The organism is Bacillus sp. N6, from assembly GCF_052805735.1.
This window is the reverse complement of the sequence record NZ_CM127843.1, coordinates 1,389,479-1,415,444: the sequence shown is the minus strand read 5'-3', so window position 1 is coordinate 1,415,444 and position 25,966 is coordinate 1,389,479. Positions and strand designations below refer to the sequence as shown.

Here is a 25,966-nt window from a genome sequence, read left to right as displayed (position 1 = left end):
TTTTCGTCAAATAATCATATTTATAGTTATATGTTTAATTGATTGTCTATTAAATCTCTCTTTTAATAAAAAGGAGCACTTATTTGGGAGGATAAGTGCTCCTTCTTTACGTTTCTTTACCTCAAATTTACTCTATCTTAATCCTCATTTTGTATGATAAATAATGAAGTCAAAGATATGAAAGAGGGATGAAAAATGAGAGTTATGTCACTGATACGCATTTGGATTGCTCTTATGGTATGCATTATTTTATGTGTAGGATTTTTTTTAACTCTAAAATACTCCACTATTTCAAAAGCAGAGAGAAAAACAGTTCCATACAAACTTTTGTATACGAAACAAAACGACATCCCTTATTCCAATTCCACAAATAATGAAAAAAAAGTTATAAAAGGAATGCTTATTACGAAAGCTTCTAATTACGAAACTCTACTTCATATTGCTGAAACGATTAAAGATCAGTATACAAATAAAGGAATTGATGAAATCACGCTGTCTATCCATAATGAAAATAATGGTAGTTATGAAGAAGAATTACCTTACGAACCGATTAGTAAAGGAACAATAATCGTCACATACGATTCTCAATCCTTTGGCAGTACGAACATTACTCTTAATGAATAGTAGCATTTATCTCACTCATTATGAGCTCACTTTATTTTTCACACGAGAAAGAGGCGAATAATGAAATTCGCCTCTTTTTTTACCATAATGATGGAATCCACTCTTTCACTTTATCAAACCACTCTTGCTGTTCTTTTTTCCTTTGTTGCTCTTCTTCTTGCCTTTTCTTTTCTTCTTCTTTTCTTCGCTTTTCTTCTTCAATTGTTTGCAATTGTTTTTTATAGTCCGCCTCAGATATTAACGACAATTGGAACGCTTTTTGGGCTGGGTTTGCATTTGCTTTTTTCATGATATCCCGGAACATCGTCGTTGTAATTTGGCTACCACCCGGAACATAATGCTCGCTATCTGTTTTGTCATATCCTACCCAAATCGCACCTACTAAATCTGGTGTGTATCCTACAAACCACGAGTCCTTTGCCCCTACGCTCGGGCCATTTACAAGTTGAGTCGTCCCTGTCTTTCCTGCTGTATCAACATTATTAACTTTCGCTTTTCCACCTGTTCCCTTTTCTACAACACCTTTTAATAAATACGTCATCTTTTGAGCGATTTTCTCACTCGTCACTCGTGTCTCTTTCTTATACCATTTCCCTATTATTTCCCCTTCAGCATTTTGAACTTCTCTAATTGCATGAGCCTCTACTTGAACCCCATCATTAGCAAATGTACTATATGCTTGGGCCATTACAAATGGTGATGTCCCTACATGCATCCCACCTAAAGCAATTGGATACGTACGGTCTTCTGGTACTAATGGAATACCAAATCGCTCTAAAGATTTCAATCCTTTATCTAATCCTATTTGTTCTAATAGCCACACAGCAGAAACATTATACGATTTTGCTACCGCTTCATACATTGTCACATTACCATGAAAAGCCTGATCACTATTTTTAGGTTCATATTCTTTAATATGAAATGGTTCATCCTTTAATATATCGTATACCTCATACCCTTGTTCTAAAGCGGGTACATATACAGCTAGAGGCTTTAATGTTGAACCTGGCTGTCTTTTTAATTGCGTAGCATGATTAAATTGTAAAAACTGATATGGTCCTCTCCCCCCAACTAAAGCTGGAACACCGCCTGTTTTGGGATTTATAAGGACTACACCCGTTTGCATAAGTTGATCTGAGCCACTATCTTTGAAATAACTATCATTATTCACAACATCTTCTACAGCTTGTTGTTTTTTCGGATCCAGCTCAGTATAAATACGATAACCACCTGCTAAAATTTCATTTTGTGTTAATTCATACTTATCCATCGCTTCCCTAACTATATAATCTACATATTGGGAGTATTTACCTTTATATTTATCATCAACCCCACGTTTTAATACAAGTCCTGACTCTTTTTCTTTATTGTATTGCTCTTCAGAAATATATCCTTGTTCCTTCATTAAACTTAATACGACATTACGTCGTTCAATTGATTTATTAAAGTTTTTATAAGGCGAATACGCAGACGGCGCTTTAATTAAGCCCGCGATCGTTGCAGCTTCTGAAATTGATAAATCTTTTACCTCTTTATCAAAATAAGATTTAGCTGCCCTCTTTATCCCCCAAGCACCTTCCCCAAAATAAATTTGATTCATATACATTTCAATAATTTCATCTTTTGTATAAGTACGTTCTATTTTTTTCGTTAAAAAGTATTCCTTTATTTTACGAGAAAATGTACGATCTTGTGTCAGAAATACATTCTTCGCAAGCTGCTGTGTAATTGTACTTCCCCCTGCTACAACTTCTCCTGCTGTAATATTTTTAAAAACTGCACTTATAATTCCACTATAATAAATACCATGATGGTTAAAAAATTCCTTATCTTCTACTGCAACAATTGCCTGAACCATAATATCAGGAATATCTTTTCTTTTAACACCTTCTGTTTTCGAAGAAGCTAATTTAGTTGCGACCTCATTATTTGCATCATAAATTAAAGTCGGTTGTGGAACAGCTTGTTTTAATTCAGTTATGTCTTGAATGGAAATTATTATATTTACAGCAATAAATAGAGTAACGAGTACACTTCCAAATACAATTAATGAATTACGAAGTTTCTTCCTCTTATTGAACCACTCAAGCATTTTTTTAAAATGAGTGTTCTTCAATTTCATTCGTTCACTTCCTTCATTTATTTACACTCTTCTTTTTAAAAGGAAGAATATACCGCCTTTTAAATTTATTATAATAACGTAGTCATTCCTATAGTGTAAAGCTTTTCTTTTACATTCATACTTTTTGCAAGAAAAGGACATTCTACAAGTAAGATATTCACTATTGGATATTAATATTATTAATAGAACAACGAGAGTTATGTTAAGTTTTTGTAAACTTTTCGATAAAATGTTTTAAAAAACGACAGTTTTTTGTTAGAATTGATTAGCCAATATATTTTACATATATTACTTTTGTGGGGGTAACAATAATGGTCTTTAAATCAAAAAAAGATAAATTTTCTGAAATGTTAATGAATGTTTCCGAAAATTTAAAAGAAGGCGCGCAATTTTTCGTGGAGTATAAAATTAAAAATGCTAGCGATTTAAAAGAGTTTTCTATGCGCATGAAAGAGTATGAGTCAAAAGGTGACTCATTTATTCACGAAATCATTATGGAGTTAAACAAAGCGTTTATTACTCCGATTGAACGTGAGGACATCCTACAACTTGCAATGAGTATGGATGATGTATTAGACGGATTAGATCACAGTGCTGGTCTGTTCGAAATGTATTCTATTACAGAAGCTGATGAATACATGATTAAATTCGTAGAAGCAATTAATCAATGTGCAATTGAAATTGCAAATTCTGTTGAACTACTGTCTAAAAAGAAGTTAGTCGACATTCGTACGAACGCAATCAAGATTAAGGATTACGAATCACAATGCGATGATATTCGTCGTCATGCGATTAAGCACTTATTCTCTCGTGAGAAAGATCCGATTAAGATTATTCAATTTAAAGAGATTTACGAAGAGCTTGAAGAAGTAGCTGATAGCTGTCAAAGCGTTGCAAACGTATTAGAAACAATTATTATGAAGAACGCGTAAGGAGTTTGATCATGGATACACTCTTGATACTGACCGTTTTAGTAGTCATTTGCGCTTTAGCTTTTGACTTTATCAATGGATTTCACGATACAGCAAACGCTATTGCAACGGCTGTTTCAACGAAAGCTCTAAAGCCTAGACATGCAATTATTATGGCAGCTATTATGAACTTTTTAGGTGCAATGACATTTACAGGTGTAGCAAAAACGATTACAAAAGATATCGTTGACCCATTTGCTTTACAAAATGGTTCTCTTGTAATTTTAGCTGCTTTACTTGCGGCGATAGCATGGAACTTAATTACTTGGTACTACGGTATCCCAAGTAGTTCTTCGCATGCAATTATTGGCTCAATCGCAGGTGCAGCCATTGCTGCTGCTGGTATTAGCTCATTAAACCTTAAAGGATTCATTAAAATTCTTGAAGCTTTAATCATTTCACCAATTATCGCTTTCGTTATTGGTTATATCGTATACAGTATTTTTAAAGTGGTCTTTAAAAACTTTAACTTAACGAAAACGAACAAAAACTTCCGTATATTCCAGATTTTCACTGCAGCATTACAAGCCTATACACACGGTACGAATGATGCACAAAAAGCAATGGGAATCATTACGATGGCTCTTATGGCTAATAACTATCATACTTCTAGCGATATTCCGTTCTGGGTACAATTATCTTGTGCTATCGCAATGGGACTTGGTACTTCTGTCGGTGGATGGAAAATTATTAAAACTGTCGGTGGACAAATTATGAAAATTCGTCCTGTAAATGGTGTAGCTGCCGATTTATCATCATCACTTGTTATTTTCGGTGCAACATTCATTCACTTACCGGTTAGTACGACGCACGTTATCTCTTCTTCTATTTTAGGGGTTGGTGCTTCTCACCGTGTGAAAGGGGTAAAATGGGGAACTGCAAAACGTATGTTAATTACATGGGTTATTACACTTCCTATTTCAGCTTCTTTAGCTGCTCTATTTTACTACCTATTACATTTTGTTTTCTAATCAAAAGTCGTCTTCCTTATTTTTCTAGGAAGACGACTTTTTTGTGAACAAGCCTATTTCTCATTAAAAAGCGTGTATAATAATTGGTGGATAAGTTATTTAGAGGAGTTGGCAATTTTGGAATACATCATGTTACTTTTCATCGGACTAATCGCCGGGACAGTCGGCAGCCTAGTTGGGCTTGGAGGCGGAATTATTATTGTTCCGTTATTAATTGGATTACACAGTTTATCACCACAACTTGCAGTAGGGACTTCTATGGTAACAGTCGTTTTTACAGGGCTATCTTCCACCCTTACTTATATGAAGCATAAACGAGTAGATTATAAAAGTGGACTTATTTTATTTATCGGAAGCGGCCCTGGTGGTATTATCGGGTCATGGGCAAATAAATTTTTAAACCAAGACACATTTTCTTTATACTTTGGGGTTTTCCTTATATTCGTCTCAATTCTACTTATGCTTCGAGACAAATTAAAACCTCTTTCCCTCTCAAATACGTCTGTAATTAAGCGTTCTTTTACAGATAATGATGGAAATACTGTACACTACCAATTCCCACCGTTTCTTGCTATCTTTATTGCCTTTATAGTTGGGTTTATATCTGGGTTATTTGGAATTGGTGGCGGTGCCTTACTTGTTCCAGCAATGATGCTTCTTTTTGCATTCCCAGCACATATTGCAGTAGCAACTTCAATGTTCATCGTATTTCTATCAGCAATTGTAAGTTCTGCAACTCACATCTCACTTGGAAATGTCAGCTGGATTTATGCATTAATCCTTATTCCTGGTGCATGGATCGGCGGAAAAATCGGGGCTTACATTAATACAAAACTAAGTGGTAACGCCGTAATTAATTTATTACGTATTACGTTAATTATTCTTGGAACTAGATTAATCATTATTTCCCTTTTATAACGTATTCTTTTTAGAATGCGTTTTTCTTATACACATGAATATAAAAATCCTCCGAGGAGAACAAATAAAATTAAACAAACACATAATAACATATAATTTGAAATATGTACTTTCTTCAAGTTGACCACTCCTATAACTGCGACTGTTATCTTTATGATAGCGAAAAAATAGTTCACTTGCAGTTACAGAGTGCTAACAATGCAAAATCAATTATTACAAATTTTATCCTTATATTTCATTTCTTTGTATATTCTATCGATTTAATAAAAAAAGATGTCATATTGACATCTTTTTTAGTGAAGAAGTGACCATCCCATAAAGTCTTCATGTACTTGGCACGCCCTCTTATCATTTCGATCATATAATTCAGCATAACTATCTGTTTCTTCATCATAAGCCATCGTATAAATAATTTGGCCGTCTACTTCAACGGATAAAACGACTCCACCTTTCATCTCTTCTACATGAATGATAGCATTCGCCGGAATTCTCATATCCGTCATTCTCATCGCATCTAACAATATACTAAACCCCCTACAGCGTATTCATTGCTAGTACTATTACACACTAAATAGTATACTACTGTAATAGCATACATTTCGTCAATGAAATTGCTGTTGAAATAGCATATTGTCTATATACATATACGCTAAAATAGAAGAAATAGAAACATATTAATGGGGGGCTAACATTGATTCTACACAAAGGAGATGTACTATTCCGTCAAGGCGAGGACGGTCCTTTATACTTTATAAAAACAGGCTTATTAAAAGTAGTTCGGCTAGAGGAAGACGGAACACCATTTTTATTCAACATTATCGTTCCAGGTGAAACGATACCTCATCATTCTTTGATTTCACCGAAAGAATATCACGGTACAGCTATCGCTTTAATAAAAACAGAAGTTGAACCGATCACTAGTAGTGAATGGTATGAGAGACTTCAAGCAAATCCCGAATCATATGCCAACATCGCTATGCAATTGCAATCTAAATTAAGAATGATGCAACAACGAATTGATCAATTGACAACCGTCTCTCCGAAAGAACGTCTTCATCGTTTACAAGAATGGTTCACATTATATTTAGGTGACATTCCTATATATGAAATATTAACACAAACTGAAATTGGTCAACTGATAGGCATACGCCGTGAAACAGTTAACCGTTTATTACGAGAACAAATAAAAAACGAGGTAAAATAAATACCTCGTTTTTTTGTTTATTCTCATTCGTCTTATTGTAAGCTTGTTGCTGGGCCGAAAAATTCATAATGAATATGCTCTTGTTTCACACCTAAATCAGTTAGTGCAGCATTTATATGCTTCATAAATGCTACTGGACCACAAAAATAAAATTCTGCTTCAGTTGTCGGAATAATAGTTTTTAACCATTCGCTTTCAACGAAACCTTCTTTATCAAAGTTCTTCATTTCTATATCTTTTTCAGTCGGTGCAGAATAACAAGTATATGCTTTAACTTGTTCATATTCATTTTCTACTGCCTTAACGTGTTCTTTCATTGCATGTGTATTACTATTTATTGCTGCATGAACAAAATATACATTACGTTTTGAATCTTGTTCAATTAACGTATTTAACATACTCATCATCGGTGTAATCCCTACTCCACCACTAATTAGTACAACTGGTAATGTTGAATCCATATTTAACACGAAATCTCCCGCTGGTGCACTTACTGGTAAAACATCTCCTTCTTTTACATGTTCATGTAAGTAATTAGACACTTTACCGTCTGGTGTATCTACACCTTTTTCTTTCTTTACACTAATACGATAATATTCTTTCCCAGGTGCATCGGATAAACTGTATTGACGATTATGTGTATATGTCTCACCTTCAATATTGATTTGAACCGTTACATATTGACCTGGGATGAATGAAGAAACTTTCCCTCCATCTTCAGGTTTCAAATAAAATGACGTAATAACATCGCTTTCCTTCACTTTTTTAACAATCACAAAGTTGCGGAAGTCTTTCCATCCACCTTCTTTATGTGCAGCTTCTTCATACATCTCTGCTTCAATGCTAATAAATGCATCAGCAATGACACCATATGCTTCTCCCCATGCATTTAAAACTTCATCAGGTGCACCTGCGACTTCTTTAATGGCACGTAGTAAACATGTACCTACAATCGGATAATGCTCAGCTTTAATACCTAAACTTCTATGCTTATGACCAATTTGTTTTACAACTGGAATAATTGCTTCTAAATTATCAATGTACGTTGCAGCTGCATAAACAGCATTCGCTAACGCTTGTTGTTGTCTTCCCTTTTTCTGATTCGTATGGTTAAAAATATTCAATAACTCCGGATGTTCTGAAAATAAAATTTGATAAAATCTCGTTGTAATTTCAACGCCTTTTTCTTGTAATAATGGTACTGTTGACTTTACGATTTCAATTGTTTTTGCACTTAACATTGTATCCCACTCCTCTATTTCCTTAACTGTTTTTAGTTTAACTGAATCTTATAATGCAGATTGTGATTTTAATCACTATTAACACGTTGTTTTTGTGAATAATATATGAACATTGCATTTACAAAAGAAAATAAGCTAACTAGAATTCTAGCTAGCTTATTATTTTGTTTGTATAGCTTGTTCAATTACCTTTCTATCTTTCCCATCACCAAACTCCGTATACCCCCAGATATTCGTTTCACCTCTATATTTATTTACGATAATATCCAAATCATGATATACACGGTGGGCATACACTACATACTCAATATTTTGAAGTTCCACACCTTTTTTTACAATTTCATAACTTCTATTTACATCGCGTTTTATTTTTTCATTCTTTATTTCCGTATGTATATTTTTTAAAGATGGTTCTTGTTGTTGAAACCATTGCTTAAATTGCTTCCAATCCCCGTCTGTATAATTCTCTGCTTTACCATAATTTAAGAAATTATTATAGCTTTCATGTGTCATTCGAATAAAATCTAGCACTTTTGTCTCTTCTTGCACATCTTCTACTTGAGCTATTGTATTTACCTCAGCAGGCTTATTCGCATAATGTAACAGCACTTTCATAAGACTATAACTCGCAATGATCATTACGATAATAATCCCGAATACACTTAACAATTTCTTCATATACAGAACTCCTTCTCTACTAAAGATATTACAATGTATGACTATACTTGTAACATTCTCTCGTAGAAATATAATTCCTGTATTAATTCTTCCTATCATTTCGACAATATTTTTCTACACATTTCGTCTTGGCAAATGCTCCTGTAAAACAATATAACCTTCATAAGCTGTATAACCAAGTATAGCTATTAATCCGATATAACAAGCAAATACTGTCCATTTCGTTTTCGTATCCACTTTATAATAGTTTTCTTGTTGTTCCTTTTCTGTTTTCCATTCATTTAATTTTCTTTCTGACGCTTCAAATGCTTCTCTTATGTGAATAGTATACTCATCTATTTCATCTTCATATGGAACATAATCTAACGGTTCAAACTTCGGTAAAAGATACTCTAACACTTCCATTTTTTGAAGTTCACCTATTTGTAACTCTTTTTCCCGTTCACTTTGTCTTAATGCATTCATCTCATGATGCATCATGTATATAGTCCGATGTACAGCTCCAGTTTCTTTTAATTCCTCTTCAAGCCTAGCAACATATTCTTTCATTCCATCAATTTTATGCCCTAATTCCTTAATCGGCTCATCTCTCTTTATCACTCTGTATAATTCCATACAACCGATAATAACAATAAATCCTCCCAAAATACTTTTAAAGTAAATTGAATAGCCAAGTAATAAAATAAGGCCTGCTCCCCAAATTTTAGTACTGACAACTGAAATAATTCGCCCACCATCTAGCGGCGAAACAGGAATTAAATTAAAGAAATTAATCATACTTCCAAGCAAAATAACAAGCGCCCAAAACGGCTCTTGCGTCATTATATAAAGTGGGATCGCTGGTAAAAATGAAAGAAGTCCGAAAAGCGGCCCCATATAGGCGATGTAAGCTTCATCTTTCGCATTTTTCGGCATCTCTTTCATTCCAATAAGGGCCCCCATAAACGGAATAAAGATTGCTGGCGATGTTGGGATCCCCTTTCTTTTCGCAGCCCATAAATGGCCCATTTCATGAACAAACAACAAATAAATGAGCGCCACTCCAAATTTCCAACCATATAGAACTGCGTATGCGCCAAGCGATAGAAACATACTAAATACCGTTGAAAACTTTGCTAATTTAAAAATTGCAAATACCCACTTTAACTTAGACAGTAAAAATAGACCTATCGCAACAATAATTCCCCATAATCCTTTTTTATTATTTTTCATATTCCTCTCCTTTATCTCTCATTAATGAATCATATTCATTCATCAAAGCTTGTTCTTTTCTCTATTATGACATATTTTTTTCTATTGTTAGAAATAATGTTTATTTAATCCATTTTTAGCCAAAAATATAAATAAAGGAGGTATATACGAATGAATTTACAATCTCTCATAATAAGTGTTTTATCATTTTTAGCTTCAACTCTTATTTTTTATACAGTGAGCTATGTATTATTATTAGATTGGTTGCCAAATCACTTACTTATCACTCTTATCATTCTTTCCGCTCTTATGATTTCATTTCTTATTACACGAAAATCAATGAATGAGCCATCTGCAAAAGCAAAATAATAGAGAGGGTGTTCTTCCCCCCTCTCTATTATCATTTCCTAGGAAAGGCTACATACAATTTCAATTCAGCTACAGCCAATAAGGATCTTATCTCAAAATTCAGTTGGAACAAAGAAGTTAAGCGGGAATCAACGCCGAATTGGCAAAGACTATTAATCAACGAAAAATGAGCATCCTCTGCCGATTAAAGTCTCACTTTATCTTTGAAAATTCATTTTTTCACCATACTCTTTAACGATTTGAATTATATTTTGAAACACGCCTATTTTTTCTTTTTCACTGTTTAATATTTTCAAATCATACTTTTCGTAATATGTTTCTAATGATTTTAATTGTGATTCTGAAGCACCTTTTATCGGAACAGTAGCATGCAATTCATATTGCTTATACCCTTCCTTTACTTTTTCACCTAAAATCATTTCACTCTCTTTTGCTCCAATTAATTTTTGAACTTTTTCTGGGAAAGTGAGTTGCAAATAATACTCTCGTTCCTTCACTAACTTGTTATATAGTGATTGTGAAATCGTATACCGTACCATATAATTCACGTTTTGATCGCCCGCTTTAATATGAAACGCAGTAATCTGCAAATCTTTTTTTGTTACTTCCGTTAAAGGACCTACCTGCATCTCATCTTCTTTTTGTTCTGAAACATTTGGAAATATAGCCAAAAGCTTTTCCGTATCTTTTTCATTCAACATATACATAGCTTTCTTATATTGCACCCATCCTCGTCTATCTTCTCCCCTTAACCATGCATAATAAGTTTCTTTTTTCCCATCTCTACTAATTTGTATTTCATATTCAGGTTCACCGAAGCTTCCGGTTATTTCTTGTTTCTCAGCTTTATCCAAAATGTCTATTACTAACTTCGCTTCTGATTCCTGCAACTTTTTCTCTTTATGTTTTTTTTGTATAATGGTTACCCCAATTGTTTCTTTCACTTCATTCACCGTCTCTTCTACTTTTTTTGTTTCTTTTTTTTGCTCAGCTTGACCACAAGCTGCTAGTAACATAACAAATAACAACAATACATATTTCCCTTTCAAATTAATCCTCCTTTTACGATAAGAAATTCTTATAATCTTCATACATAAAACAAAAACGTGACATCCTATTAAATAAGTTATACTAATCATTGAAAGGAGGTCTTTATCATGTCCATTAATTTTCATGATCCAAATAATAAATACACATACGCAACAAGAAACGCTCATATTTCTTGGGCTGAAATGGTAAAAAACATTACAGACATACAAAACAAGCAAATAATTGATATTGGCTGCGGTGGCGGGATTTATACGAAAGAACTTGCTCTTATGGGAGCCAAAAATGTTGTGGGACTTGATTTTTCAAAAGAAATATTACAAGCTGCAAAAGAAAATTGCGGCAACATTCCAAATATTTCTTTCATCCACGGTGATGCACATAATATCCCATACCCTAATGAAACATTCGACATAGTTATTTCTCGTGCAGTTATTCATCATTTACAAGACATTCCTACATTTTTATGTGAAGCTTCTCGTATATTAAATAAAAACGGTGTACTTATTTTACAAGATCGAACGATTGAAGATTGTACAGTTCCAGGAAGTCCCGAACACATTCGTGGATATTTTTTCTCTATATTTCCAAAACTCATTGAAATAGAGTCAAAAAGACGTCCAAAAACCAACACGATACAGAAAGAATTACAAAAACATTCTCTTCACCTGCTTCCCACACAAACACAATGGGAAGTACGAAAAATACATGATTCTGTAGAAGCATTGCTACAAGATTTATCTCCTCGAACAGGTCGATCCATTCTATATGAGTTAACAGATGATGAACTTTCTCAACTTCTACAACATATACAGACCGCATTACAAAACGTCTCTCCTATTATTGAAAGAGATCGATGGACAATTTGGAGCGCCATGAAGTTGTAAGGAAGGAAGCCTCACAAAATAATGTGAGGCTTCCTTTCTTTCATAATCTAATTTTGCAACACTCTTGATATCCTCCACTTCTGGCCTGTGCACTTCCACACTTCGGACATACTAAATATCTAGACTGATTTGTCAACAAACTACCTTTTTGAAAGAGTAAAACTTCTGCTTGTTTAAACGAACGCGAATAATATAACCACATAAAACCAATTATAGCAATAATGCCAAATAATACTCCCATCGCAAGCATTTCAGTCACCTCTTTTGGTTTGTTCTTTCCAGCAAGTGGATTGTTGTAATATTCTCTGTAAATTCAAATAATCCCTTCTTTACTCCTATAAATATCAACTTTCTCTATAAATTTTACAATTCTCCACAAATTTTTACTCCCATTTTACAATTCATTATTCCTTTTGCAACAACGAATATTACTTTCGATATTTCCGTATATAAATATATCTTTCAAAAAACATATTGACTTTCTAAAAAAAACATGCAACAATACTGTCAGAATACTTGAATAAAAATTCATTGACGAGAACGAGTACGTTATAGAACTGTTCCCCAGAGAGTTGGCGATTTGCTGAAAGCCAACGTTCAGTGCGTAACCGAAAATCATCTCCGAGAAGTAGAACCGAATGTTACAGTAAGTTCTTACCGGCCGTCCCCCGTTACAAGGAACACGTATCATGTTGTACGTTGCAAAGCCGTATACATATAGATTTATTTCTACATGTGTAAATTAGGGTGGTATCGCGGGTAAATATAACTCGTCCCTTTCTTTAGGGACGAGTTTTTTGTGTTCTTACAAATGAATTTAAAAAAGGAGGAAAAACAATGAACACTGTATCAAAAAAACATATTTTTTTCACGGGTCTTATGCTATTTTCTTTATTTTTTGGGGCAGGTAATTTAATTTTCCCTCCCATGCTTGGACAAAACGCAGGTGAAAATTTTTGGCCAGCAATGATTGGATTTTTACTAACAGGAGTTGGCTTACCACTACTAACTGTTATCGCAATTTCTCTATCAGGAAATGGGATGCAGCAACTTGCAAGTCATGTCCATCCATTATTCGGAATTTTCTTTACAGTAGTTGTATACATTGCCATCGGTCCATCCATGGGCATCCCACGTGTTGCAAATGTTGCTTATGAAATGGGTGTTAGTTCTTTCTTACCAGAAACAATCCGCTCTAGCAGCCTAGTGCTATTTGTATATACAATCATATTCTTTACTTTCGTATTTTGGCTGAGCTTAAATCCATCTAAACTTGTCGATCGTATTGGAAATATATTAACACCTATTTTATTAATCTCAATTTTCTTATTGTTTGTTAAAAGTGTCTTTACACCACTTGGGCAATCAGGACCAGCTATGCAAGAGTATCAAACTTCTCCAATCTTCAAAGGCTTTATGGAAGGGTACTTAACAATGGACACCATTTCAGCACTTGCATTTGGAATTATCGTTGTAAATGCAATTCGCTCTAAAGGTGTGAATGATCGTAAGTCCATTGCCATCGCCACAGCAAAAGCAGGGCTTATTGCCGCTACAGGACTCGTACTTGTATATGGTGCACTCGGCTGGCTGGGGGCAACTAGTGTCTCTCTCGGATATGCAAAAAATGGTGGACAGCTACTTACTGTTATCGTACAACAATTATTCGGTCCGTATGGTTTGCTCCTATTATCTCTTATCGTTACACTCGCTTGTTTAACGACATGCGTTGGACTCGTATCTGCGTGCAGCCAATATTTTTCAACATTATTGACTACATTTTCATACAAAACATTCGCGAGTATCATTTGCGCATTAGGATTATTAGTTGCCAACTTAGGTTTAACGAAAATTATCGCAATCTCTGTTCCAATTCTACTTGTTGTGTATCCAATTGCGATTGTACTCGTACTACTATCGTTACTTCATAAATACTTCGGTGGATATCGCTCTGTTTATGTATGTGCTTTAATCGGATCAGCTGTAGTGAGCGTATTTGATGGATTAAAACAAGGTGGTATTTCAGTTTCATTCATCACACCATATTTTGAATTTATCCCTTTATATAATGAAGGAATCGGTTGGCTAATACCAGCATTAGCAGGAGCTCTTCTTGGCCTTACAATCGCTAAGTTAAGCGGTACGAAAAAAGTTCCATTACTAATCGAATCTAACGAAGTAAAAGCCTCCTAAAAAAACTCCCAAAAGGGAGTTTTTTTACATTTGATAAGCAGTATGATTAAAACTGCTTATTTTATAAGCTTTCGTATAATATTCAATATTTGTATCAACTGTTTCTACCTTGACAACATCATAGCGCTCTTCTTGCTTTACTAAAAATAAATAGTATTCCTCTGTTGCCTCAATAATCGCAATTTTATCTGTTTCAACATTATATTGTTCACAAAGTGCTTGTAATGCGTTCACATACTCCCCTAATTTTTTAGACTTATCCATTCCGAATATAGTTTGAACTAACATATACATTCTCCCCTTTATATGTACTGTTAACACCTTAATGATAACGCTTACATTATTTATCGTCAATAAAAACATTCGATGGTTTTAACGCCAAATCTATATTGTAGCGAGCCAATAATCAGCGAGGAATTCCCCGCCAATTAAAGCTTCACTTTATCACTTCGTTAATTGATGCCTAAATGCATAAATAACTGCCTGAGTACGATCACTTACATTCAATTTATTTAATATGTTACTCACATGTGTCTTTACCGTTTTCAGTGCAATAAATAACTCGTCCGCAATCTCTTGATTACTTTTTCCCTCTGCAATTAATAACAAAATCTCAAACTCTCTTTCCGTTAAGTCATCATGCAAAGGTTGCTCTTTCTTTTGACGCATACGGGACATCATTTTCCCGGTAACTTTCGGCTCTAATACTGTTTCTCCATCATAAGTAGCTCGTACAGCATCGGCAATATCACTTGCTCTTGATGTTTTTAATAAGTAACTGGTCGCACCAGCCTCAATAACAGGGTACAATTTTTCGTCATCTAAAAAGCTTGTTACAACTACAATTTTTGCTTCTGGCCATTCTTGAATAATAGCACGTGTTGCTTCGACGCCATCCATCTCATCCATAACAAGGTCCATTAAAATAATATCCGGTCTTAATTGCAATGCTAATTCTGATCCTTTTCGTCCATTCTCAGCTTCCCCTACTACTTCAATATCTGGCTGTGTAGATAAATATGCCGATACACCCATACGAACCATTTCATGATCATCGACAAGCAATACTTTTATCATACTTCTCCCCCTCTCTCAATCATAATCGGTACTTTTACTTCTATTTGTGTACCTTTGGCCGGGAAACTAAGCACCTTGAGTGTCCCACCAATTTCATGAACACGCTCTTGCATCGATCTTAGGCCATATGAACCTGCCTTATTAACGCCTACTTCAAACCCAACGCCGTCATCAATAATTTTTAAAATCGCATATTGATCAATTTTTCGAAGGCGCACTTCTGTTTTCTTTGCCTTCGCGTGTCGCAACGTGTTTGATAACGCTTCTTGCACAATACGGAATAAATGATCTTCTACACCTTTTTTTAATTCTATTGGCTCAATAAGCCATTCAATTTTCATATGTTGTTTTCGCGATAATTCCGTTAATAATTCCTCTATACCTTCTGTCAGTTTCTTACCTTCCAATTGTACAGGACGTAAATGAAGGAGCAATGCTCTCATTTCTGATTGAGCATTTACAACCATATTTTCAACAAGTTGTAATTGTTTTTTTGTCACATCTGGAAATTCAGTTATTTGTTCATTAATCGCTGACATCATCATCGACATTGCGAAAAGCTGCTGACTTACTGAATCATGCAACTCCCTTGCTAAACGATGCCTTTCTTGAGAAATTGCTTCTTGTCTCATCTCTTCATTCCAATGAGCTCGTTCATTCGTTACTTTTTGAAAGAGTCCAGCTTGCTCCTCTAATCGACGAGCCAGAACGATCACTTTTCGTTCCACTTCATGAAATTCATCATCTGCAGTAAACGAAACATCGCTCGGAAAATTCCCTCGCTCTACTTCAAATAGAAACGTATTTAATCCTTGTATACGCTGCTCTATATAGTAACCGATTGCATATCCTACAATTCCCCCAATAAGTAAACTTGTAGTCATAATAAACAAGCCAATTGGAACAGAAGCGATGGATTCCTTCCATAATAAATCATACACTTGTTGCTCGCTTTTCCATACATATACAATTGTACAAATGAGTGCGATACTAACTGAAGACAACATAGAATAACGAATATACATCCACGAAATATTTTTTTGTTTCTTCATTATACTTTCCTCACTTCCGTGTCGCCTACGACAAGCGAAGAAATAATTTTAATACGACGAGGAGCCTCTTTATACTGCTCTGTTCTAAATGTAACATTGCGGTTAAACCCTGTCTCTTCATGACCTGGCAAGAGCACACGTCCGACAATAACAGAATGATTTAAAGAAAGTTCAATATCATATGGCACATATAAACGAATATTACCAACGACACCCCGAATAACAATTACCGTTTCCCCTTCTGGAATCATAGCAGTAGTTAAATCTATTTCCACATCACAAGCACCGTATTGAACATTAATATCCTCAAGTTCATAAATATGATCCATCATTCGTACATTGCCTACAAACATATTTTTCAAATATGGTTCTGTACGATATATTTGCTTCTCTTCGTCTATAATCCCTTTTTCTTTAATTTCAACCTTCATTGCTTTTTGCTGATGCCCTTGTTGAATCAATTGATAACCAATTAAAGCTAAACAAGCAAATACGACAAGAACAAATGCTGCTGATGAAAATAAGAAGAATAAAAATACGATACCACCAACAAATAAAAATACATTTCCCCGTACATAACGATTCTTTTTACGATAATGCCTTCCAAACATAAGCATAATAAATGCAAAAATGAGACCACCTGGTTCAAAATGTCCAAGTATCATATCAAGAAAAAGACCGAATCCAAATATGATGAGGAGCATCCCCATTAATTGTGTCTTTGAAAAATGTTTCTTCATTTCAGCTCCCCCCTTCTTGTCACATATACATAGAAGAAAAGGCATTGCTTTCCAACACCTTTTCTCCTATCACTATATCATAAGCCTGTTTTATAATATACTACTATTATTTTGTTAACTCTTTCGTTAACGATACATCATTCTTTTCTTTCATTTCACGCTCAAGTTTTGCAATTTTCATATCAAATGTGTCACGCTCATGTTCTTCATTCATACGAGTTTCTAAGTCACGAATGTGATCTTCAATTTCTTCAAATCGTAAGAACGGATTATTTTCATCCATTTTATGCATCGCAGTATTCATACGACGATTTGCATGTGCCATATTTTCACGTGCCATTAGTTCCATACGCTTTGCGTGCATTTCTTTTAATTTATTTTTCATTTCAGAAAGACGACGCTCTAACTCATCAATTTGCTCTACAACACCTGCATACATTTCTTCTAATCGAGTTACTTGCCCTTCATAATAAGCTACCTCTTCTAACGCACGTTCGTGCAATTGTAATTCGCCTGCTTCTTGAGCAATGATAGCTTGCTTTGATCTTTTGTTAACGAAATAACGTGCTTGCTCAAGCTCACGAGCAAAGTTAGATTTTAATGTTTTATGACGTTCAATTAACTTCTCAATTTTTGTTATTTCACGCTCACTATCACGTAAATATTGGTTTAACATCGCAATTGGATTTTTTCTTTCCTTCTCATCTAACACGTTATGAAAATCAGCTAAAATTGCATCGCGTACACGTCCGAATAAAGATTGTTTCATTATAAATCTTCCTCTCTTCTACTTTATTTATAATTTGATTTATTGTTTTAGTTTTTCATTAATTTGTTCCACTCATCTTCAAAGTTGCTATATGGTTTAGAACTTTCTGGAGCAGATTCAACAACTACATCTTTTTCTTTTTTCCACTCACGGTATCCGTAGTATAAAACCACTAAAGCAGCGATACCGATTAATGCTGGTGAATGAGAAAGCGCAATGGATAAACCGATTAAACCAACAATACCCCAAGCTAACTTTCCAAAAAATGACTTAGCTCGCACAAATGATTTATAGCTCCAATATACAACTCCTGCTCCGATTGCGAATCCTACAATACCAGCAAGACTACCAAGAGCAATTAAAGCCAAAATACCGGCTGCGATAAACGCTAGAAATTGTTTCATCTTGTGCTTGCCTCCCTTCGATTTGATACTCTTATCTTAACTATTTTTTCATCTTTCCATAACGAGCTTAAGAACCGTTTTTAACTCAGACTTAAGACCGAGTCATATTCAGCCCTTTACGCAAAAAAACGTGCAGAGTTTATTCTCTGCACGTTTTTTTAATTACTAACATTCATATTAAATTAAGCTGTTTTATGATACTCTTTTTTCTCAGCTACTTTCGAAAATCTTGGAAATCCAATTAAAATAGAAACAATCCCACATACTCCAACTAAGATTGGATAAAATGCATATGGCAACAATTCAACCGGAGATAACGCTGCAAATCCTGCTGCCGTTAACATTTGGGCACCGTACGGAATTAATCCTTGTACACAACATGAGAAAAGATCTAATACACTCGCTGATTTACGAGGGTCTATTTCATATTGATCTGCAATATTTTTTGCAAGCGGGCCTGTAAAGATAATCGAAATCGTATTATTCGCTGTACACATATTCGTCATACTTACTAAACCAGCAATACCAAATTCTGCACCTTTTTTCGAACGAATATTACGTGTTAATACATTCATTAAATATTGAATACCACCATTATATTGGATTAATTCAACCATACCGCCAATTAATATAGCAAGTAATACTAACTCCATCATACCGCCCATTCCAGTCGTTACACTTTTAAAGAAACTTTCTAACGTGTAACTTCCATCTATAAGACCGATAACACCAGATAATACAGTTCCACCAGTTAATACAATAAGTACATTCCAGCCAAGTAGCGCTGTAATAAGTACTCCTGCGTACGGTAAAATCTTTATCCAATCAAAGCTATGTGCTTTAATTTGCGTGTCACTTCCTGAAGTAACTATTACTAATAGTACAATTGTAATAATAGCCGCTGGTAACACAATTAAAAAATTCGTTTTAAACTTATCTTTCATTTCTGTTCCTTGTGAACGAACAGCTGCGATTGTTGTATCTGAAATAAATGATAAATTATCACCAAACATCGCTCCCCCAACAACAGTAGCCATTGCAAGCGCAATTGAGATATCAGTTTGACCACTAATACCTACAGCAATCGGCGCTAATGCTGCAATTGTTCCCATTGAAGTTCCCATTGCTAATGAAATAAATGCACCAATAACAAAGATTCCAGCTACGATAAATCCTGGCGGTAAAATAGTTAACGCTAAATTAACAGTTGAGTCTACTCCGCCCATTCCTTTAGCCGTTTCAGAAAATGCACCTGCAAGCACAAAAATTAATACCATAATCATAATATCCGGATTTCCTGCACCTTTAGCGAACCGCTCGACTTTCACATTAAAACTTTCTTTACGATTCATCACTAAAGCGACTCCTACAGCAATTGAAATTGCTACAAGTATCGGCAATTTATAGAAATCACCTGTAATAATTCCAGAACCAATAAATAGCGCCAAAAATATCCCAAGTGGTAATAAAGCTAAACCATTTCCTCTCGTTTCTTTCAAAGTACCATCTCTCCCTAGTTTCAACCTTTTTCTAATGAATAACAAAAGACCTCTTCCGATGAGAAGAGGTCTTATACATCTATAAGAAACGCTCTTCTCATCTTTCAAGCACATGCTTGCTGGATTTGGCACAGCACTCTGAAATCGAGTCCGCTGCCGAGGCATCGTAGGGCCAGTCCCTCCGCCTCTCTTTATAAGAAGGTTTCATATTTATTTTTTAATAATAATTTCTTCCCTAACTTTACTCGCTTACAAAACAAAAGTCAATTATTTTTTGTATAGATTTTTTTGGTAATTATACAAAAATTTGAATACAATAATCATTTTAACTTTTCGATTTCTTCTTCCAATATTGAAATCCAATAAAATTCACTATTTTTTATTGCTGCTAATATCCATTTCGTAGTGTACCAAGCTAACTCATACTCTTCCTTCGTGACATCGCCACTTTTATAAGCATCCTCTAGCTCCTCTTCATCTAATACATACACCTTACCGCTAGGTAATAATACTACATCTAAATATAAATCATCAAAATACGGTAAACCACGATCGTCTATTTCATATTCTTTCGTCACATCAATATAATATTGCACTAAATTGTGCCTATCATCTAACATAGCTGTAATCGCAAAGTTCTTTCCATTAATGAAATATTGAACCCACGTATACCCATCACTTGCAATACAAATTTCTTTACCATCATATTCTTTACAACTAGGATCTCTCACCTTTTTTATATCCAGTATTCCGAGCATTCCCTCTTCCACTTGCTTAAGCCTATAACTCTTTTCTATTAGTCTTTTCCACGAAGAACCGTCACCATATTTACGTTTCATTATGTATACTCCTCTTCTATATACAGAAAAGCTCCCACATATTATGTGAGAGCTTGTTCATATTATAATTAAGCAGCTTGACCCTTTTCAGAAATCTCTTTTAAATAAGCTTGTCCTTTTTCAGCGTCATATTGACCTTCCCACTTAGACATAACTACAGCTGCTAAAGAGTTTCCTACAACGTTAACTGCTGTACGAGCCATATCTAAAATACGGTCAATACCAGCAATGAACGCTAAACCTTCAGGTGGAATACCTACTGTACCAAGTGTCGCTAATAATACAACGAATGATACGCCCGGTACACCTGCGATACCTTTTGATGTAACCATTAATACAAGTAATAATGTAATTTGTTGTGTAATAGATAAATCAATACCGTACATTTGCGCCAAGAAAATAGCCGCAATTGCTTGATATAAAGTTGATCCATCTAAGTTAAATGAATAACCTGTCGGAATAACGAAAGATGTAATTGCTTTCGGACAACCGAATTTCTCCATTTTCTCCATGATTTTTGGTAAAACTGTTTCTGAGCTTGCTGTAGAATACGCTAAGATCAGCTCGTCTTTTAAAATCTTAAAGAATTGGAAAATGTTAATTCCAAATATTTTCGCTGTAAGTCCTAAGACAACTACGACGAAGAAGATCATTGCCCCATATACGACAATTAGCAATTTCCCTAATGGAATTAATGAAGCAAGACCAAATGTAGAAACTGTAACACCAATTAGTGCAAACACACCAAATGGTGCAAATTTCATAACTTGGTTTGTTACATAAAACATTGCGTCAGCTACACCTTGGAAAAATTGAAGAACTGGTCTTCCTCTTTCACCAATTGCTGCTACACCTAAACCAAATAGTACAGAGAAGAAGATAATAGCAAGCATATCTCCGTCAGCCAATGACTTCATAATGTTTGTTGGAACAATATTTACAAACGTATCTGCAAATGAATGACTTTGTACTTGCTCTGTCGTATGTGTATATTTCGAAATATCTGTCTTTGTTAACTGCTCCATATTTACGCCTTTTCCTGGTTGGAAAATATTCGCTATTAATAGACCAACAATAATTGCAATTGTTGTAATAATTTCAAAGTAAATAATTGTTTTTCCGCCTAGTCGACCTAGTTTTTTTACATCGCCAACACCAGCAACCCCAACAACAATACTTGCTACAACAATCGGTACAACGATCATTTTAATTAATCGGATGAAAATATCACCAATTGGTTGTAAGTACTTCACAACAGCTGGATTATCAAAGAAAATCGCCCCAACCGCAATACCAAGCGCAAGCCCTATTAATATTTGCCATGCAAGTCCTATTCTTTTCATATTTGTTGTAACCCCCTCTTCGATGTGTCACTCTATCTCTCATTCTATCTCTATAAAACTAAGAAATTAAGAGTATTACATATTATTCGACAATTCACTACATTTTGTCCCTGTTAAAAATCATAAATCAAAATTTAAAATCTGACAACAAAATAACTTTGCCCGAATGCAAATAATTTTCTTGACAAAAAATAAACCCATGTTAGAAAACCTCACATGAGAACGATTCCTTACTAGTGTTTTATTAGCTTTCTAAGTACTATTTCACCCCATAAAAACTATTACTTTCCTCCTGTATTTTACAGATTAATCCCAAAATATACCTTTATTACAGCCATAAATAAAATGTAAGTACTATGACAATTAAAGTTGAAAAATGATAAATTCCGACAAAACTTAGCAATTTTATAAAGTTTTCTTTACATTATGATTACAACGATAGACACTCTTCTTCTTATGATATATAACATTCATAGGGAAAGGAGTCAGACAACTATGAAAAAGAAATTTGCAGCGTTTAGTGTTTTAGCAGCAGGAACGATTTTTGCTTCCCCGTTACTTTCACCCGTATACGCTGAAACAAATCAAGATAAATTATCTAACATTCAATCTGAATTAGAAGGCAAACAAAGTGACTTACAAAATAAATCAGTCGAGAAAGAACAAATAGAAAAAGAAATTCAAGAATTACAGAAGAAAATCGATGAATTAACTACTTCTATTAATAAAAACGAGGCTGAATTAAACGATACAAAAAAAGAAATTAGCAAAACACAACAAGTAATTACTGACAAAAAGAAACATATAGAACAATTACAAACAAACATAGATACACGTCAGGAAGTTATTAAACAACGATTACAATCTATGCAAGAAAAACCGCGTACAAATATCATTACAGAAGTATTAACAAACTCTACAAACATTGCTGATCTTGTTGATAATATGTACTCCGTAAGTTTAATATTAAACAACGATACAGATATTGTAAAAAAACAAACATCTGATCAAAATGCTGTAACTACAGAAAAAGAAGCTGTTGAGAAAAAAGAACAACAACTGAAAGAATCTGAGCAAAAACTAGAACAAAAACAACAAGAATTACAAAATAACCAACAGCAGCAACAGACTCTTATTAACGATCTACATACGAAAGTAGCAAAAGTAGATTCAGAGATTGAAGGATTAGAAGAATCCAAAGGCATTTTAGAAAATCAACGTCAAGCTGTGCAAAAAGCAATTGAAGAAGAAAAACGGGCCGAAGAAGCTCGTAAAGCGGAAGAAGCTCGCCAGGCAGAAGAGGCTCGCAAACAACAAGCTACTAAATCTGCTCAAGCAACTCAAGCAGCTCCAACACCACATGATACAAACATCGGTGGCTTTATCAAACCAGCAGCTGGATCAAAAACTTCCGGATTTGGTGTACGTTCTTTAGATAACCATAAAGGAATTGACATCGCCGCTTCGGGAACGGTTCCAATTATCGCTGCTGCAGATGGCGTTGTTATTCGCTCAGAATTATCATCTAGTTACGGAAACGTAGTGTATTTATCTCACCGTATAAACGGAAAAACATATACGACAGTATATGCTCATATGAATAGCCGTTCTGTATCGAATGGACAAACTGTAAAACAAGGCGATCAGCTTGGATTTATGGGGAACACGGGCCAATCATACGGACAACATTTACACTTCGAACTTCATCTTGGAGAATGGAATGTCGGCAAGACAAACGCAGTCGACCCATCTCCTTATATCGGATTATAAAAAACCTCGGTACCTACCGAGGTTTTTTATTTACACTTCACACAATATAGGCATTCTACATAGACTATAACTAAATGCCTATAGTTTACGAGGTGATCAATATGAATACGCAATTACAACAAAAAATAGAAGAAGCTAGAGCGACATTTATCGGCCGGATATTTACATTTGGCGGATCAGTTTTATTTTTAATCGGTTCATTCCTCGCAGTCACCACAGCCTATAAAACGTATAATCGTCTATTACATTCAACAACATAAAAAAAGACGGGAGATCCCCGCCTTTTTTTATGCAAACATTTTAAATACACCTATCACATTTAAAAATACAATTATTACAGTTACCGGAATGACATAACGAAGTAAGAAGAACCAAATGTTAAATAACGTTTTCCCCTTCGTTTCCGTCACTTCTAATTCTTTCATCAACAACTCTTTACTCATTTTATTTGGTACAAATAATGAAATAGCTAGTACTCCTAACGGCAGCAATACGTTACTTACCGAAAAGTCGACTAAATCAAAGAATGTTTTCCCAAATATTTTCACGTCACTCATAATCCCAAATGATAACGCTGATGGAATACCGACTGCAAAAATAAGAATACCAATTAATAATGATGCTGACGGACGCTTCTTCTCATTACCTTTCGCAACAGATGCTACTACAATTTCAAGCATTGAAATTGCTGATGTTAAAGTCGCAAAGAAGAATAAAATTAAAAACATAATAAAGAAAAATTGACCAAATGGTATTTTTGCAAATACTGCTGGAAGGACGATAAACAGTAATCCCGGTCCTTCAGTCGGTTTAACTCCTAATGCGAAAATCGCTGGGAAAATTGCTAATCCTGCAAGTACTGTAACAAAAACAGTTAAACTTACAATAGATGTTGCCGATTTCGCTAAATGTTCCTCTTTCTTCAAATATGAACTATACGTTACCATTACCGAGGCACCTACAGTTAGCGAGAAGAAAGATTGTCCCATCGCATATAAAATTGTATCTGCTGTAAGCTTTGAAAAATCTGGTTTTAAGAAGAACTCTACTCCAGCAAAAGCACCATCGAGTGTTAACGCACGAACAATAATCGCAATAAATAAAATAAATAATAGCGGCATCATGTACTTACTTGCCTTTTCTATACCTTTCTCTACACCTTTACTTACAACAAAAATCGTACAAAGCATAAAGATAAATTGCGCTCCAATCGCACTTAACGGATTTGAAATCGTTTCACCGAACAATTGTCCATAATCAGCTACTCCATTCCAGAAACTTCCTGTCACACTATAATATAAATAAAGTAAAATCCATCCACCTACAACGCTATAAAAAGATAGTACACTAAAACAAGTAACAACTCCCATACGACCAATCCAAGGATATAATTTGCTATTTGGCACTAGTACTTTATAAGCTGTAACCGCCTCTTTTTGCGTACTACGTCCAATAACAAACTCCGCTATTAGAAGAGGCATACCTATAAATAAAGTTAACAGTAAAAATACAAGGAAGAATGCGCCTCCCCCGCCATTACCTGCAACATATGGAAATTTCCATATCGCACCAAGACCTACTGCGGCTCCGGCTGCTGCGAGTACAAAGCCTATTTTCGACGTCCATTGCTGTGTTTCTTTCATCATAAATTCTCCTTTTCTGAATATTTAAACTTTTGTTAATTATACACTTTCATTTCATACTCGCACACCTCCTTTAGAAAATAAAAAAGTCCCCTACACGCAAATATGCATGTAGAGGACGATATATGTAATGTAAATACCGTGGTACCACCTCAATTGGATTGATAAATCCCACTTGTTCAAGTACAGGAATAATTCCGATACTCTATCCTTTTAACGGCGGAACCCGGGTTGCCTACTACAATGTTCAACATACCTCTCGCAAGCCCATTCTGTATAATTTATCGTACCGGGCTCCCACCTAACCCCAGCTCTCTGAACGCATCAAATATACGTACTCTTCTTGCTCATCGATTTCATCTATTGAAGTTACTTGTGATTATAAATTATATTTTTATATTTGTAAAGCGCACT

27 protein-coding genes, 1 riboswitch and 2 other annotated features are annotated in these 25,966 nt (G+C 34.8%); of the genes, 10 read left to right on the top strand and 17 right to left on the bottom strand.

Annotation, left to right across the window (positions count from 1 at the left end; translation table 11 throughout):
• The first annotated feature begins 195 nt into the window (after nt 1-195).
• A complete protein-coding gene (locus ACUXVC_RS07380; protein WP_064531936.1) occupies nt 196-624 on the top strand; it encodes a hypothetical protein in 429 nt (142 codons plus the stop codon).
• A 79-nt stretch (nt 625-703) separates the two neighbouring features.
• Here ACUXVC_RS07380 and ACUXVC_RS07375 read toward each other — a convergent pair whose 3' ends face one another.
• Nucleotides 704-2,746: a transglycosylase domain-containing protein gene (locus ACUXVC_RS07375; protein ID WP_446025993.1), complete on the bottom strand. Its 2,043-nt coding sequence runs from the start codon at nt 2,744-2,746 to the stop codon at nt 704-706.
• A 311-nt stretch (nt 2,747-3,057) separates the two neighbouring features.
• Here ACUXVC_RS07375 and ACUXVC_RS07370 point away from each other — a divergent pair, with 311 nt between their 5' ends.
• The 3 genes from ACUXVC_RS07370 (at nt 3,058) to ACUXVC_RS07360 (ending at nt 5,606) form a co-directional block, all read left to right on the top strand.
• On the top strand, nt 3,058-3,678 hold the full coding sequence (locus tag ACUXVC_RS07370) for a DUF47 domain-containing protein (RefSeq protein WP_000231445.1): 621 nt from the start codon (nt 3,058-3,060) through the stop codon (nt 3,676-3,678).
• An 11-nt stretch (nt 3,679-3,689) separates the two neighbouring features.
• Nucleotides 3,690-4,688 (top strand): inorganic phosphate transporter, encoded by a 999-nt coding sequence (locus tag ACUXVC_RS07365; protein WP_000380276.1) that lies wholly within the window; start codon nt 3,690-3,692, stop codon nt 4,686-4,688.
• A 117-nt stretch (nt 4,689-4,805) separates the two neighbouring features.
• On the top strand, nt 4,806-5,606 hold the full coding sequence (locus ACUXVC_RS07360) for a sulfite exporter TauE/SafE family protein (protein ID WP_053564902.1): 801 nt from the start codon (nt 4,806-4,808) through the stop codon (nt 5,604-5,606).
• A gap of 293 nt (nt 5,607-5,899) precedes the next feature.
• On the opposite strand, the gene ACUXVC_RS07355 is transcribed toward ACUXVC_RS07360, so the two are convergent.
• Entirely contained in the window at nt 5,900-6,127 is a 228-nt protein-coding gene (locus ACUXVC_RS07355) for a hypothetical protein (protein ID WP_000883009.1), read from the bottom strand.
• A 170-nt stretch (nt 6,128-6,297) separates the two neighbouring features.
• Between ACUXVC_RS07355 and ACUXVC_RS07350 the strand changes: the two genes are divergently transcribed.
• A complete protein-coding gene (locus ACUXVC_RS07350; protein WP_000600585.1) occupies nt 6,298-6,810 on the top strand; it encodes a Crp/Fnr family transcriptional regulator in 513 nt (170 codons plus the stop codon).
• Between the two features lie 32 nt (nt 6,811-6,842).
• Here ACUXVC_RS07350 and hmpA read toward each other — a convergent pair whose 3' ends face one another.
• The 3 genes from hmpA to ACUXVC_RS07335 form a co-directional block, all read right to left on the bottom strand.
• Nucleotides 6,843-8,051 (bottom strand): NO-inducible flavohemoprotein, encoded by a 1,209-nt coding sequence (hmpA, locus tag ACUXVC_RS07345; protein ID WP_069355305.1) that lies wholly within the window; start codon nt 8,049-8,051, stop codon nt 6,843-6,845.
• 159 nt (nt 8,052-8,210) lie between these two features.
• Nucleotides 8,211-8,729: a hypothetical protein gene (locus tag ACUXVC_RS07340; protein ID WP_053564903.1), complete on the bottom strand. Its 519-nt coding sequence runs from the start codon at nt 8,727-8,729 to the stop codon at nt 8,211-8,213.
• Nucleotides 8,730-8,843: 114 nt separating this feature from the next.
• Nucleotides 8,844-9,941 carry a site-2 protease family protein gene (locus ACUXVC_RS07335; RefSeq protein WP_064531931.1) on the bottom strand — a complete coding sequence of 366 codons (1,098 nt, stop codon included), beginning with the start codon at nt 9,939-9,941 and terminating at the stop codon, nt 8,844-8,846.
• A gap of 150 nt (nt 9,942-10,091) precedes the next feature.
• Between ACUXVC_RS07335 and ACUXVC_RS07330 the strand changes: the two genes are divergently transcribed.
• Entirely contained in the window at nt 10,092-10,289 is a 198-nt protein-coding gene (locus ACUXVC_RS07330) for a hypothetical protein (RefSeq protein WP_001053359.1), read from the top strand.
• A gap of 197 nt (nt 10,290-10,486) precedes the next feature.
• Here the strand turns inward: ACUXVC_RS07330 and ACUXVC_RS07325 are convergent, their stop codons facing one another.
• Complete coding sequence (locus ACUXVC_RS07325) at nt 10,487-11,338, bottom strand: hypothetical protein (protein ID WP_141241097.1); 852 nt, start codon at nt 11,336-11,338, stop codon at nt 10,487-10,489.
• 108 nt (nt 11,339-11,446) lie between these two features.
• Here ACUXVC_RS07325 and ACUXVC_RS07320 point away from each other — a divergent pair, with 108 nt between their 5' ends.
• A complete protein-coding gene (locus ACUXVC_RS07320; RefSeq protein WP_095691167.1) occupies nt 11,447-12,223 on the top strand; it encodes a class I SAM-dependent methyltransferase in 777 nt (258 codons plus the stop codon).
• Between the two features lie 40 nt (nt 12,224-12,263).
• Here ACUXVC_RS07320 and ACUXVC_RS07315 read toward each other — a convergent pair whose 3' ends face one another.
• Nucleotides 12,264-12,473 carry a hypothetical protein gene (locus tag ACUXVC_RS07315; protein ID WP_000880630.1) on the bottom strand — a complete coding sequence of 70 codons (210 nt, stop codon included), beginning with the start codon at nt 12,471-12,473 and terminating at the stop codon, nt 12,264-12,266.
• A gap of 272 nt (nt 12,474-12,745) precedes the next feature.
• Nucleotides 12,746-13,004 (top strand) — a binding site (T-box leader).
• A gap of 56 nt (nt 13,005-13,060) precedes the next feature.
• Between ACUXVC_RS07315 and brnQ3 the strand changes: the two genes are divergently transcribed.
• Nucleotides 13,061-14,416 (top strand): branched-chain amino acid transport system II carrier protein BrnQ3, encoded by a 1,356-nt coding sequence (brnQ3, locus tag ACUXVC_RS07310; RefSeq protein WP_053564907.1) that lies wholly within the window; start codon nt 13,061-13,063, stop codon nt 14,414-14,416.
• Nucleotides 14,417-14,440: 24 nt separating this feature from the next.
• On the opposite strand, the gene ACUXVC_RS07305 is transcribed toward brnQ3, so the two are convergent.
• From ACUXVC_RS07305 to gltP, 9 genes are all read right to left on the bottom strand, one after another.
• Nucleotides 14,441-14,779 (bottom strand): DUF3922 domain-containing protein, encoded by a 339-nt coding sequence (locus ACUXVC_RS07305; protein ID WP_072939635.1) that lies wholly within the window; start codon nt 14,777-14,779, stop codon nt 14,441-14,443.
• Nucleotides 14,780-14,860: 81 nt separating this feature from the next.
• Nucleotides 14,861-15,493 (bottom strand): response regulator, encoded by a 633-nt coding sequence (locus ACUXVC_RS07300; RefSeq protein ID WP_000598707.1) that lies wholly within the window; start codon nt 15,491-15,493, stop codon nt 14,861-14,863.
• Complete coding sequence (locus ACUXVC_RS07295) at nt 15,490-16,545, bottom strand: sensor histidine kinase (RefSeq protein WP_000744326.1); 1,056 nt, start codon at nt 16,543-16,545, stop codon at nt 15,490-15,492. The genes ACUXVC_RS07300 and ACUXVC_RS07295 overlap by 4 nt, the downstream gene beginning before the upstream one ends.
• Nucleotides 16,545-17,285: a cell wall-active antibiotics response protein LiaF gene (gene liaF, locus ACUXVC_RS07290; RefSeq protein ID WP_000716094.1), complete on the bottom strand. Its 741-nt coding sequence runs from the start codon at nt 17,283-17,285 to the stop codon at nt 16,545-16,547. The genes ACUXVC_RS07295 and liaF overlap by 1 nt, the downstream gene beginning before the upstream one ends.
• Nucleotides 17,286-17,391: 106 nt before the next feature.
• Nucleotides 17,392-18,054 carry a PspA/IM30 family protein gene (locus tag ACUXVC_RS07285; RefSeq protein WP_000814127.1) on the bottom strand — a complete coding sequence of 221 codons (663 nt, stop codon included), beginning with the start codon at nt 18,052-18,054 and terminating at the stop codon, nt 17,392-17,394.
• Nucleotides 18,055-18,101: 47 nt separating this feature from the next.
• Nucleotides 18,102-18,458 (bottom strand): lmo0954 family membrane protein, encoded by a 357-nt coding sequence (locus ACUXVC_RS07280; protein WP_000808640.1) that lies wholly within the window; start codon nt 18,456-18,458, stop codon nt 18,102-18,104.
• A gap of 182 nt (nt 18,459-18,640) precedes the next feature.
• A complete protein-coding gene (locus ACUXVC_RS07275; RefSeq protein WP_000665496.1) occupies nt 18,641-19,957 on the bottom strand; it encodes a Na+/H+ antiporter NhaC family protein in 1,317 nt (438 codons plus the stop codon).
• A gap of 94 nt (nt 19,958-20,051) precedes the next feature.
• Nucleotides 20,052-20,157: riboswitch (SAM riboswitch) on the bottom strand.
• Nucleotides 20,158-20,277: 120 nt separating this feature from the next.
• On the bottom strand, nt 20,278-20,796 hold the full coding sequence (locus ACUXVC_RS07270) for a DUF402 domain-containing protein (protein WP_144465508.1): 519 nt from the start codon (nt 20,794-20,796) through the stop codon (nt 20,278-20,280).
• Nucleotides 20,797-20,864: 68 nt separating this feature from the next.
• Entirely contained in the window at nt 20,865-22,139 is a 1,275-nt protein-coding gene (gltP, locus tag ACUXVC_RS07265; RefSeq protein WP_000821126.1) for a glutamate/aspartate:proton symporter GltP, read from the bottom strand.
• 495 nt (nt 22,140-22,634) lie between these two features.
• Between gltP and ACUXVC_RS07260 the strand changes: the two genes are divergently transcribed.
• Together ACUXVC_RS07260 and ACUXVC_RS07255 are read left to right on the top strand one after the other, a co-directional pair.
• The gene (locus ACUXVC_RS07260; protein WP_000726083.1) at nt 22,635-23,909 is read left to right on the top strand and encodes a murein hydrolase activator EnvC family protein; all 1,275 of its coding nucleotides are present in this window, start codon (nt 22,635-22,637) and stop codon (nt 23,907-23,909) included.
• Nucleotides 23,910-24,010: 101 nt separating this feature from the next.
• The gene (locus tag ACUXVC_RS07255; protein ID WP_176470994.1) at nt 24,011-24,169 is read left to right on the top strand and encodes a hypothetical protein; all 159 of its coding nucleotides are present in this window, start codon (nt 24,011-24,013) and stop codon (nt 24,167-24,169) included.
• A 27-nt stretch (nt 24,170-24,196) separates the two neighbouring features.
• Here ACUXVC_RS07255 and ACUXVC_RS07250 read toward each other — a convergent pair whose 3' ends face one another.
• A complete protein-coding gene (locus ACUXVC_RS07250) occupies nt 24,197-25,552 on the bottom strand; it encodes a sodium-dependent transporter (RefSeq protein WP_053564908.1) in 1,356 nt (451 codons plus the stop codon).
• Nucleotides 25,553-25,663: 111 nt separating this feature from the next.
• Nucleotides 25,664-25,912, bottom strand: a binding site (T-box leader).
• Nucleotides 25,913-25,966: the final 54 nt, after the last annotated feature.